At 51.4% G+C, this 11,812-nt stretch carries 10 protein-coding genes and 2 tRNA genes; 10 read left to right on the top strand and 2 right to left on the bottom strand.

Features of this window, described 5'->3' with window-relative positions:
• Position 1: 1 nt before the first annotated feature.
• A complete protein-coding gene (iadA, locus tag NNN64_RS05480) occupies positions 2–1,135 on the bottom strand; it encodes a beta-aspartyl-peptidase (RefSeq protein ID WP_271440742.1) in 1,134 nt (377 codons plus the stop codon).
• Positions 1,136–1,283: 148 nt separating this feature from the next.
• Here iadA and NNN64_RS05475 point away from each other — a divergent pair, with 148 nt between their 5' ends.
• From NNN64_RS05475 to NNN64_RS05465, 3 genes are all read left to right on the top strand, one after another.
• Entirely contained in the window at positions 1,284–2,177 is an 894-nt protein-coding gene (locus NNN64_RS05475; RefSeq protein WP_271440741.1) for a LysR family transcriptional regulator, read from the top strand.
• A gap of 168 nt (positions 2,178–2,345) precedes the next feature.
• On the top strand, positions 2,346–2,678 hold the full coding sequence (gene secG, locus NNN64_RS05470; protein WP_006687886.1) for a preprotein translocase subunit SecG: 333 nt from the start codon (positions 2,346–2,348) through the stop codon (positions 2,676–2,678).
• 13 nt (positions 2,679–2,691) lie between these two features.
• A tRNA-Leu gene (locus NNN64_RS05465) sits at positions 2,692–2,778 on the top strand.
• Between the two features lie 209 nt (positions 2,779–2,987).
• Here the strand turns inward: NNN64_RS05465 and argG are convergent.
• The gene (gene argG, locus NNN64_RS05460) at positions 2,988–4,331 is read right to left on the bottom strand and encodes an argininosuccinate synthase (protein WP_005131837.1); all 1,344 of its coding nucleotides are present in this window, start codon (positions 4,329–4,331) and stop codon (positions 2,988–2,990) included.
• Positions 4,332–4,676: 345 nt separating this feature from the next.
• Between argG and NNN64_RS05455 the strand changes: the two genes are divergently transcribed.
• From NNN64_RS05455 to rpsO, 7 genes are all read left to right on the top strand, one after another.
• A tRNA-Met gene (locus NNN64_RS05455) sits at positions 4,677–4,753 on the top strand.
• Positions 4,754–4,960: 207 nt separating this feature from the next.
• On the top strand, positions 4,961–5,413 hold the full coding sequence (gene rimP, locus NNN64_RS05450) for a ribosome maturation factor RimP (RefSeq protein WP_003024996.1): 453 nt from the start codon (positions 4,961–4,963) through the stop codon (positions 5,411–5,413).
• A 28-nt stretch (positions 5,414–5,441) separates the two neighbouring features.
• Positions 5,442–6,929 (top strand): transcription termination factor NusA, encoded by a 1,488-nt coding sequence (gene nusA / locus NNN64_RS05445; RefSeq protein WP_260861734.1) that lies wholly within the window; start codon positions 5,442–5,444, stop codon positions 6,927–6,929.
• Between the two features lie 24 nt (positions 6,930–6,953).
• A complete protein-coding gene (gene infB / locus NNN64_RS05440) occupies positions 6,954–9,644 on the top strand; it encodes a translation initiation factor IF-2 (protein WP_271440740.1) in 2,691 nt (896 codons plus the stop codon).
• 149 nt (positions 9,645–9,793) lie between these two features.
• Complete coding sequence (gene rbfA, locus NNN64_RS05435) at positions 9,794–10,198, top strand: 30S ribosome-binding factor RbfA (RefSeq protein WP_003024988.1); 405 nt, start codon at positions 9,794–9,796, stop codon at positions 10,196–10,198.
• The gene (gene truB / locus NNN64_RS05430; protein WP_271440739.1) at positions 10,198–11,142 is read left to right on the top strand and encodes a tRNA pseudouridine(55) synthase TruB; all 945 of its coding nucleotides are present in this window, start codon (positions 10,198–10,200) and stop codon (positions 11,140–11,142) included. The genes rbfA and truB overlap by 1 nt, the downstream gene beginning before the upstream one ends.
• Before the next feature lie 273 nt (positions 11,143–11,415).
• Positions 11,416–11,685, top strand: a complete 270-nt coding sequence (rpsO, locus tag NNN64_RS05425; protein WP_000059465.1) for a 30S ribosomal protein S15 — start codon at positions 11,416–11,418, stop codon at positions 11,683–11,685.
• Positions 11,686–11,812: the final 127 nt, after the last annotated feature.

The raw sequence follows: 11,812 nt of genomic DNA, 5'->3' as shown, positions 1-11,812 counted from the left end.
CTCACTCAAAGTTGCCGGTGACCAGACACTCACCATCACGCAGCAACGGCTTTCCGGCGGCAAACAAGTGGGCCAGTGAGAGGTCGTCATTGAGCACGCAAATATCAGCACGTTCTCCTGCGCAAAGTACGCCGCCGGAAATACCCAGCGAGCGTGCGACGTTCGCCGTCAACATCGCGATCGCCTGAGATACCGGAATACCGACATCAATCAGGCGAGGCAACAGGTTGAGGTTGCCGGCTACCGGCGCGGCGCTTAGTCCTTCCACGATGCCTTGCGCATTAAAGCGCGGCACGCTGCCATTACCATCAGAGCTAATGGTGATACGATCGGCAGGAACCTGTGATTCCAGTGCGTGGAGAATCGCTTGTTCCTGGGGCATAAATCGGCTGCCGCCAGACGTTACGTCGATATGGCCACCGCGATGTGCGAAAGCGATAGCCTGTTCGAACAATGCTTCTGTCCTCGCGACATGCGTCGGCGAAATGTGGTGAATCGGAATACCGGCATCACACAGTTCCATCAGCTGTGACATCCCTTCCGGTAGATTGCCCAGGTGTACGTGCAGCAGCCCTTTTTTTCCGGCCAGAAGTGAGGATACGCGGATGTCACTGATTATTCTTAATAACTCCTGGAAAGAGGGGTAGGAGCCACGGTGATCGGCGAGTGCGATTTTGACACCCAGGATTGCCGGGATAAATGCCATATCATCGCGAATAGATTGTGTAATTGTCGGGCTGGGTACCGCGTAGGCTCCGGTATGCATATACGCACGCAGGCCCTCCAGGTTGAGAGACTGCATTTTGGCGTACAGATCTTTCGGGGAGCGGGATATCGCATCAGTGCCCAGCACGCCGACGACCGTCGTAATACCGGCCTGAATCAGATCGCGCAGTTTGACGGCTGGCGTCCGGCTGGCAAAGCCGGCTTCACCGCCGCCGCCGGTAAGATGGACATGCTGATCGATAATTCCGGGAATTACCCACTTACCGCGGCAATCGATGACTTCTTTGACGCCATCAAAGAGTGCAATATCTTTTTCAACAGCCACAATGCGATCGGCATGTATGAGCAGGGAGCAGAGGCCTAAATCCTCTGGGGAAAATACGCGGGCATTGGTCAGTAAAGTAAACATATCGGTCCTGTCAAACGTCGAGGGTGAGAGTCGGCAGGTGAAACGGAATATTGTTGTTATGATGTCCACATTAAAGCCATTACTATAACTGTGACTATTGCCGATTTGTTATCGGTGGATACGGTTATGGCATGATGGGGAATGAGACGTGGATTCGAAGTGGTTAGAAGATTTTCTGGCGTTGAGTCAGTATGGGAATTACTCTCAGGCAGCGATACAGCGGCATATCACCCAGCCCGCGTTAAGCCGACGTATAAAGGCGCTGGAAGAGATGTTGGGGGTCCCGTTGTTTGACCGCACCACGACGCCCGTTACGCTAACCTGTTATGGCGAACGTTTTGAACCTTATGCCCGGCAAGTCCTCAGCACACTCACGGAGGCGCGCCATGACCTGTGTGCGATGATGCCAGCGACGGACAATACGTTGGTGATGGTGAGTCTGCATACGCTGTCAGTCAATATCCTGCCTGATATGATCAACTATCTGCGCCAGAGTGAACCGCAATTAAACTTCACGGTAAATGCCAGCATTCAGGGGATTGATAATCACTTTAATGCCCTGATAAACCGGCAAATTGATATGCTGGTGACGTACGATTTACCCTCTTCACAACCGGGGCTGGAGATTGCCGGAGGGCTGAAGCGTTCTTTATGGCGATATGAGCGTTTTATCCCGGTGATTTCTGCGCAACTCGCAGACAGACTGGATGATCCGCATACCCCGATCCCCTGGCTATGCTACAGCGACTACACCTTTGTCAGACGTATTATTGATCCGGCAGAACAACGAGTGCGTCCACGGTTGAAAAAAGTGTTTGAGACTGGGCTAAGCGAAACAATACGAGAAATGGTACTGCGCCATATGGGAATGGCATGGTTACCCGAATCAATGGTGGCTGAGGAGTTGGTGAATCAGGAAATTATTCACTGTTGGCCAGAAAATTCGGATCTGATTTGTGAAATCCCTATTGTTGTTTGGGCAAACCTTGACGAGCAGCGGTCAGTAATGCAGCGATGCTGGGATAAGTTGCTGCGTTTTTGATTGATGTGGCGATTTTTTCCGCACTTGATACAATGCTAACAAATTGCCCTTGCGAAGGTTATTCGCTTTGGTTAGTATTCACACCCGCTTCAGTGGGAAACAGTTGAAATTCCCGCTTTATTGGTCGAAGCATTGGTACGCGGCAACTCCGCAAGGAACAGGTTGATTATGCACGAAGCTCTTTTGGTAGTTTTCCTTATTGTAGCAATTGGCCTTGTTGGCTTGATCATGCTGCAGCAAGGTAAAGGCGCTGATATGGGAGCCTCTTTTGGCGCAGGCGCTTCTGGTACACTGTTTGGTTCAAGTGGTTCTGGTAACTTCATGACCCGTATGACAGCTGTGTTAGGGACTCTGTTCTTCATTATCAGTCTGGTGCTGGGTAACATGAACAGCAATAAGACCAATAAAGGAAGTGAGTGGGAAAATCTGAGTGCACCGGCGAAAACCGAGCAAACTCAGCCAGCTGCTCCGGCTCAGCCGACCAGCGATATCCCACATTAATAGTTGTATCTGTGCTGAGGTGGTGGAATTGGTAGACACGCTACCTTGAGGTGGTAGTGCCCTAACGGGCTTGTGGGTTCGAGTCCCATCCTCAGTACCAATATTCCAAAGAAAAGACGCTGCAAAGCGTCTTTTTTTTCGTCTGTTATTTGTGGCTGCTCCGTAGGCTTGATAAGCGTAGTGCCATCAGGCGATGTAATAATGTCGGATGGCGGTGTAAACACCTTATCCGACCTACGGGGACAACAGAGCATCCCTATATTCTGCGCATAAAAAAGACCGCTTTCGCGGCCTTAAGATGGTGAATATTTACTTCGCCTTGTTTTCCAGATTCTCAACCTGTGGCAGACCTGTTGCGGAAGAGGCTGTCAGCAGACCAGACTGCGCATAGCCGAACAGCTTCTCACGAGTATCGGTAATATCCAGGTTACGCATGGTCAGCTGACCGATACGATCGTCTGGCGAGAATACGGAATCACCTTTCTCCATGGTCAAACGTTCTGGCTTGTAGGTCAGGTTGTCAGACACGGTGTTAAGGATTGAATAGTCGTTACCGCGACGCAGTTCCAGCGTGACTTCGCCGGTAATCTGGCTGGCTACCCAACGTTGCAGACCATCACGCAGCATCAGCGCCTGTGAGTCGAACCAGCGGCCCTGATACAGCAGACGACCGAGCTGGCGACCGTGAGCGTGATATTGCTCAATGGTGTCTTCATTATGAATACCGGTCAGCAGACGCTCGTAAGCGATGTGCAGAAGTGCCATCCCCGGAGCTTCATAGATACCGCGGCTTTTTGCTTCAATAATACGGTTTTCGATCTGATCGCTCATGCCCAGACCGTGACGACCGCCGATGCGGTTGGCTTCCAGCATCATCTCAACATCGTCACTGAAGGTCTTACCGTTTAGCGCAACCGGATGGCCCTGTTCAAAACGTACGGTCACTTCTTCAGCCGGGATCTTCACGCTCTCATCCCAGAACTTAACGCCCATAATCGGGTTAACGATTTTGACGCTGGAGTTCAGGAATTCCAGATCTTTTGCTTCGTGAGTCGCGCCGAGCATATTGGAGTCAGTGGAATACGCCTTTTCGACAGACATCTTGTAGTCGAAGCCGCAGGCGATCATAAATTCGGACATCTCATGGCGACCACCGAGTTCGTCGATAAAATCGGTATCCAGCCAGGGTTTGTAAATCTGCAATTCGGCGTTGGTTAACAGGCCATAGCGATAGAAACGTTCAATATCGTTACCTTTATAGGTACTACCGTCACCCCAAATGTTTACGCCATCTTCTTTCATGGCGGCAACCAGCATAGTGCCTGTCACTGCGCGGCCCAGTGGGGTGGTATTGAAATAGGTCAGTCCGCCGGTGGTGTTGTGGAACGCACCACACTGAATAGCGGCGATCCCTTCGGCAACCAACTGCTTGCGGCAATCAACCAGGCGAGCATTCTCAGCACCATATTCCATTGCACGGCGAGGAATCGCGTCATAGTCATCCTCATCCGGCTGACCCAAATTCGCAGTATATGCATATGGGACAGCCCCTTTTTGTCGCATCCACAGCAGTGCTGCACTGGTGTCCAGGCCGCCGGAAAAAGCGATACCAATACGTTGACCTACCGGGAGATGCTTGAGAATCGTCGTCATAAAATAAAACCCTGCTTGATAGACTGGTGAAGAGGTCGGTTTTTTATGTTAATTGCATTTTTATGCAAAATAAATGAGTTTTCATTTAATCATCTTTTAAGGATGACAGGAAGAGTTTAGTGATAATTTCGTTAAATAACGCTGTAGATGGCTGATTTATCTTTCCTGTCCTCCGTCGTATTTGTGCTGGTTAGCATTCATTCATTTGCATAGTAGTAACAAGGTTGACATAACGTATAGAGGATCAATATACTGTGCGCAGATTTTACGTCCCGTCCTCGGTACCAAATCCCAGCAGTATTTGCATTTTTTACCCAAAACGAGTAAAATTTGCCACGTTTCAGGCGCGGGGTGGAGCAGCCTGGTAGCTCGTCGGGCTCATAACCCGAAGGTCGTCGGTTCAAATCCGGCCCCCGCAACCACTTTCCCTTAGAGTTCTTTTTCAAATATACTGTGAAGACTTAGGCCTTCGTAGCTGGATTTGAAAAAAATTCTTTCGGAAGGTTCTCCGAACCGCAGGTGCGGTTATAGGGTTCAGTTATCTAAAGCCCCGATTTATCGGGGTTTTTTGTTATCTGACTACAGAATAACTGGGCTTTAGGCCCTTTTTTTATGTCTTGGGGGTGGGCTTGTCCACATTAGAGCAAAAATTAACAGAGATGATTACAGCGCCAGTTGAAGCCTTGGGGTACGAGCTGGTCGGCATCGAATTTATTCGCGGTCGCACATCCACACTGCGCATCTATATTGATAGTGAAGATGGCATCAATGTTGATGATTGTGCTGATGTGAGCCATCAGGTAAGCGCGGTGATGGATGTCGAAGACCCAATCACTGTTGCCTACAACCTGGAAGTCTCCTCTCCGGGTCTCGACCGTCCTCTGTTCACGGCTGAACACTACGTGCGTTTCCTGGGTGAAGAAGTCACGCTGGTTCTTCGTATGGCGGTACAAAACCGTCGTAAATGGCAGGGCGTTATCAAAGCGGTGGACGGTGAGATGATCACGGTCACAGTCGAAGGTAAAGATGAAGTGTTCGCGCTGAGTAATATCCAGAAGGCGAACCTGGTTCCCCACTTTTAACAGTCTGGATTGAGGTGAAAAGCCCGCGATGAACAAAGAAATTTTGGCTGTTGTTGAAGCCGTATCCAACGAGAAAGCGCTGCCACGCGAGAAAATTTTTGAAGCGCTGGAAAGTGCGCTGGCTACAGCAACAAAGAAAAAATATGAACAAGAGATCGATGTCCGCGTAGAGATCGATCGTAAAAGCGGTGATTTCGATACCTTCCGTCGTTGGGTTATCGTAGAAGAAGTCACTCAGCCAACTAAAGAAATTACGCTGGAAGCAGCGCGCTTTGAAGACGAAAGTCTGAACGTTGGTGAATACGTTGAAGATCAGATCGAATCTGTCACCTTTGACCGTATCACTACTCAGACCGCGAAACAGGTTATCGTACAGAAAGTACGTGAAGCTGAACGTGCGATGGTTGTCGATCAATTCCGTGAACACGAAGGCGAAATCGTCACTGGCGTGGTGAAGAAAGTCAACCGTGACAACATTTCCCTGGATCTGGGCAGCAATGCTGAAGCTGTGATCCTGCGTGAAGACATGCTGCCGCGTGAAAACTTCCGTCCTGGCGACCGTATTCGTGGTGTTCTGTACTCTGTGCGCCCGGAAGCGCGTGGTGCGCAGCTGTTTGTGACGCGTTCCAAGCCGGAAATGCTGATCGAACTGTTCCGCATTGAAGTGCCAGAAATTGGCGAAGAAGTGATTGAAATTAAAGCGGCGGCTCGCGATCCGGGTTCTCGTGCGAAAATCGCCGTTAAGACCAACGACAAGCGTATCGATCCGGTCGGTGCCTGTGTTGGTATGCGCGGTGCGCGTGTTCAGGCAGTTTCTACCGAACTGGGCGGCGAGCGTATTGATATTGTCCTGTGGGATGATAACCCGGCGCAGTTCGTGATCAACGCAATGGCGCCAGCAGACGTCGCTTCTATCGTGGTGGATGAAGACAAACACACCATGGATATTGCGGTTGAAGCCGGTAACCTGGCTCAGGCGATTGGACGTAATGGTCAGAACGTCCGCCTGGCTTCACAACTGAGCGGTTGGGAACTCAACGTCATGACCGTTGATGATCTGCAGGCTAAGCATCAGGCTGAAGCACATGCGGCCATCGATACCTTCACCAAATATCTCGATATCGATGAAGATTTCGCGACTGTTTTGGTTGAAGAAGGTTTTGCGACGCTGGAAGAACTGGCCTACGTGCCAATGAAAGAACTGCTGGAAATTGACGGCCTTGATGAACAGACCGTTGAAGCGCTGCGCGAGCGTGCTAAAAACGCACTGACCACTCTGGCACTGGCCCAGGAAGAAAGCCTCGGTGATAACAAACCGGCTGACGATCTGCTGAATCTGGAAGGATTGGATCGTGATATGGCCTTCAAACTGGCTGCCCGTGGTGTTTGTACGCTGGAAGATCTCGCTGAACAGGGCATTGATGATCTGGCTGATATCGAAGGGTTGACCGACGAGAAAGCCGGTGAGCTGATTATGGCTGCCCGTAATATTTGCTGGTTCGGCGACGAAGCGTAATAAACTGTAGCAGGAAGGAACAGTATGACAGATGTAACCGTAAAAACGCTGGCTGCAGAGATACAGACTTCCGTGGAGCGCCTGGTACAGCAATTTGCTGATGCAGGTATCCCGAAGTCTGCTGATGACTCTGTGTCCGCACAAGAGAAACAAACCTTACTGGCGCACCTGAACCGTGAAAATGGCTCAGCGCCGGATAAGTTGACATTGCAGCGTAAAACGCGCAGTACTCTCAATATTCCAGGTACCGGTGGAAAAAGTAAATCGGTACAAATCGAAGTCCGCAAGACACGCACCTTTGTGAAACGCGATCCGCAAGAGGCTGAACGCCTTGCCGCGGAAGAGCAGGCGCAGCGTGAAGCGGAAGAGCAAGCCCGTCGTGAGGCAGAAGAAGCTGCCAAACGCGAGGCGCAACAAAAAGCCGAACGTGAGGCCGCAGAACAAGCTAAACGTGAAGCCGCTGATAAAGCGAAACGTGAAGCTGCGGAAAAAGACAAAGTGAGCAATCAACAGACCGACGATATGACAAAAACCGCCCAGGCCGAAAAAGCCCGCCGTGAAAACGAAGCCGCAGAACTGAAGCGTAAAGCGGAAGAAGAAGCACGTCGCAAGCTTGAAGAAGAAGCGCGCCGTGTGGCTGAAGAAGCCCGTCGTATGGCAGAAGAAAACGAGAAGAATGGTGTGAATAACGCTGAACCTGTTGAAGATACCAGCGATTATCACGTCACCACCTCTCAGCACGCTCGCCAGGCAGAAGACGAAAACGATCGTGAAGTTGAAGGCGGTCGTGGTCGTACTCGCAGTGCGAAAGCTGCGCGTCCGGCGAAGAAAGGCAATAAACACGCCGAATCTAAAGCTGACCGTGAAGAAGCGCGTGCAGCGGTTCGTGGCGGCAAAGGCGGTAAACAGCGTAAAGGTTCCGCGCTGCAGCAGGGCTTCCAGAAGCCGGCTCAGGCCGTTAACCGTGACGTTGTGATCGGCGAAACCATCACCGTTGGCGATCTGGCGAACAAGATGGCAGTTAAAGGTTCTCAGGTCATCAAAGCGATGATGAAACTGGGTGCCATGGCGACCATCAACCAGGTTATCGACCAGGAAACTGCACAGCTGGTTGCCGAAGAGATGGGCCACAAAGTTATCCTGCGTCGTGAAAACGAACTGGAAGAAGCGGTAATGAGCGACCGTGACACTGGTGCGGCGGCTGAACCGCGTGCACCGGTAGTGACCATCATGGGTCACGTTGACCACGGTAAAACGTCTCTGCTGGATTACATTCGTTCTACGAAAGTGGCCTCAGGCGAAGCAGGCGGCATTACTCAGCACATCGGTGCGTATCACGTTGAAACAGGTAACGGTATGATCACCTTCCTGGATACCCCGGGGCACGCCGCATTTACCTCTATGCGTGCTCGTGGTGCTCAGGCAACGGATATCGTTGTTCTGGTTGTTGCTGCAGACGACGGCGTGATGCCGCAGACCATCGAAGCTATCCAGCACGCGAAAGCGGCAGGCGTGCCGGTCGTGGTTGCAGTGAACAAAATTGATAAGCCAGAAGCCGACCCGGATCGCGTTAAAAACGAACTGTCCCAGTACGGCATCATGCCGGAAGAGTGGGGCGGCGAGAGCCAGTTCGTTCACGTTTCTGCAAAAGCCGGTACCGGTATCGACGAGCTGCTGGATGCTATCCTGCTGCAGGCCGAAGTACTGGAACTGAAAGCTGTGCGTAAAGGTATGGCGAGCGGTGCGGTTATCGAATCCTTCCTGGATAAAGGACGCGGCCCGGTTGCTACCGTCCTGGTTCGTGAGGGTACTCTGAACAAAGGCGATATCGTACTGTGTGGCTTCGAATACGGTCGCGTTCGTGCGATGCGTAACGAACTGGGTCAGGAAGTGCTGGAAGCAGGTCCGTCCATTCCGGTGGAAATCCTGGGTCTGTCCGGTGTTCCGGCTGCAGGTGATGAAGTGACTGTTGTTCGTGACGAGAAGAAAGCGCGTGAAGTTGCGCTGTATCGTCAGGGCAAATTCCGTGAAGTTAAACTGGCCCGTCAGCAGAAATCTAAACTCGAGAACATGTTCGCTAACATGACCGAAGGCGAAGTTCACGAAGTGAACATCGTACTGAAGGCTGACGTTCAGGGTTCTGTAGAAGCGATCTCCGACTCTTTACTGAAACTGTCTACCGACGAAGTCAAAGTGAAGATCATCGGTTCTGGCGTGGGTGGTATCACCGAAACCGACGCGACGCTGGCTGCGGCATCCAACGCGATTCTGGTTGGCTTCAACGTCCGTGCTGATGCTTCTGCACGTAAAGTGATCGAATCTGAAAGCCTGGATCTGCGGTACTACTCCGTCATCTACCATCTGATCGACGAAGTGAAAGCGGCGATGAGCGGCATGCTGTCTCCGGAACTGAAACAGCAGATCATCGGTCTGGCTGAAGTTCGTGATGTGTTCAAATCACCGAAATTCGGTGCCATCGCAGGCTGTATGGTTACCGAAGGTACGATTAAGCGTCACAACCCAATCCGCGTTCTGCGCGACAACGTGGTTATCTATGAAGGTGAGCTGGAATCCCTGCGCCGCTTCAAAGATGACGTCAACGAAGTCCGTAACGGCATGGAATGTGGTATCGGCGTTAAGAACTACAACGACGTTCGCGTTGGCGATATGATCGAAGTGTTCGAGATCATCGAGATCAAACGTACAATTGCTTAAGGTTGTTCGGGTGTAGGCCGGATAAGGCGTTTACGCCGACATCCGGCAATGTAATGCCTGATGGCGCTACGCTTATCAGGCCTACAGCCTAATCACCGAATTATTTTCAAAAGGGGCTGAATGCCCCTTTTTTGTCTGGAGAATTTATTATGGCGAAAGAATTTGGTCGCCCGCAGCGTGTAGCGCAAGAGATGCAGAAAGAGATCGCGCTCATCCTGCAACGCGAAATCAAAGACCCGCGTGTTGGTATGATGACCACCGTATCGGGCGTTGAGATGTCCCGTGACCTGGCCTATGCCAAAGTGTTCGTGACGTTCCTGAACGACCAGGACGAAGCGGCCGTGAAAAATGGTATTAAGGCACTGCAGGAAGCTTCTGGCTTCATCCGCTCTCTGCTGGGGAAAGCGATGCGCCTGCGTATCGTGCCTGAGCTGACCTTCTTCTACGACAACTCACTGGTCGAAGGGATGCGCATGTCCAACCTGGTGACCAGCGTGGTGAAGCATGACGATGAACGTCGTGTGAACCCAGCGGACGACAGCAAGGAGGACTGATGAGTCGTCCTCGTCGTCGTGGTCGCGACATTCATGGTGTTTTGCTGCTGGACAAACCTCAGGGCATGTCCAGCAATGACGTACTGCAAAAAGTAAAGCGCATCTACAATGCCAACCGTGCCGGTCATACTGGCGCGTTGGATCCGCTGGCGACAGGCATGCTGCCTATCTGCCTCGGTGAAGCGACTAAGTTTTCACAGTATTTGCTGGATTCCGACAAGCGTTATCGTGTGATTGCCCGCCTGGGTCAGCGTACGGATACCTCTGATGCTGATGGACAAATCGTGCAGGAACGTCCGGTGACCTTTACGGAGGAACAGCTTGCGAGCGTGCTGGAAACTTTCCGCGGGGATATCGAGCAAATTCCATCGATGTACTCGGCGCTGAAATATCAGGGCAAGAAGCTGTACGAATATGCTCGTCAAGGCATCGAGGTGCCGCGTGAAGCGCGCCCAATTACCGTTTATGAACTGCTGTTTATTCGCCACGAAGGGAATGAACTGGAGCTGGAAGTTCACTGCTCCAAAGGCACCTATATTCGTACTATTATTGACGATCTGGGTGAGAAGCTGGGATGCGGTGCACACGTAACGTATCTGCGCCGTCTGACGGTCAGCAAATACCCGGTTGACCGTATGGTCACGCTGGAACATTTGCGTGAACTGGTAGAACAAGCTGAACAACAGAACATTCCGTCAGCGCAGTTGCTTGATCCATTGCTGATGCCAATGGACAGTCCGGCATCGGATTATCCGGTGGTTAATCTGCCTTTAACATCGTCGGTTTACTTTAAAAATGGTAATCCGGTTCGTACGACAGGCACTCCACTGGAAGGGCTGGTGCGTGTGACAGAAGGCGATGACGGTAAATTTATCGGCATGGGGGAAATGGATGACGAAGGTCGGGTTGCCCCCCGTCGACTGGTGGTTGAATATCCTGCATAGCGCTCTCTGTCTTGCGATAAGAAGGCGCTGCGAGTAGAATACTGCCGCTTAACGTCGCGTTAATTATTTAACAGTTCGCGCGGCGTGTACACAATATCATTCGAGCTGCATCAAGGCGGCAAGTCTGGGAATCCTCAGGGGCTTACTCAAGTAGGTGGCTGAAGTGAGCGGACGCAGCCAACGCAGAGTCAGTTTGAAAGATAACGTGTATACACTGGGATTGCTGAATTAGAGATCGGCATCCTTTCATTCTTAATACTTTGGAGTTTTAAAATGTCTCTAAGTACTGAAGCTACAGCTAAAATCGTTTCTGAGTTCGGTCGTGATGCAAACGACACCGGTTCTACCGATGTTCAGGTTGCTCTGTTGACTGCACAGATTAACCACCTGCAGGGCCACTTTGCAGAGCACAAAAAAGATCACCACAGCCGTCGTGGTCTGCTGCGCATGGTTTCTCAGCGTCGTAAACTGCTCGACTACCTGAAACGTAAAGATGTTGCACGCTACACCGCGCTGATCGAGCGTCTGGGTCTGCGTCGCTAATTCTTTCGAGTTTCAGAAAGAGGGGGCCTTCATGGCCCCTTTTTTCCAGCAGATGGCAGCAATTCGCTGGAAACTAATGTATTGTTGCTATGAATGATCTTCCGTTGCAGAGGTTCGCGCGGCTAAT

Origin of the sequence: Citrobacter sp. Igbk 14, from assembly GCF_028069825.1 — a bacterium.
In the GTDB taxonomy this organism is placed as follows: Bacteria; Pseudomonadota; Gammaproteobacteria; order Enterobacterales; family Enterobacteriaceae; genus Citrobacter.
This window is presented reverse-complemented; position numbering and strand designations above follow the sequence as displayed.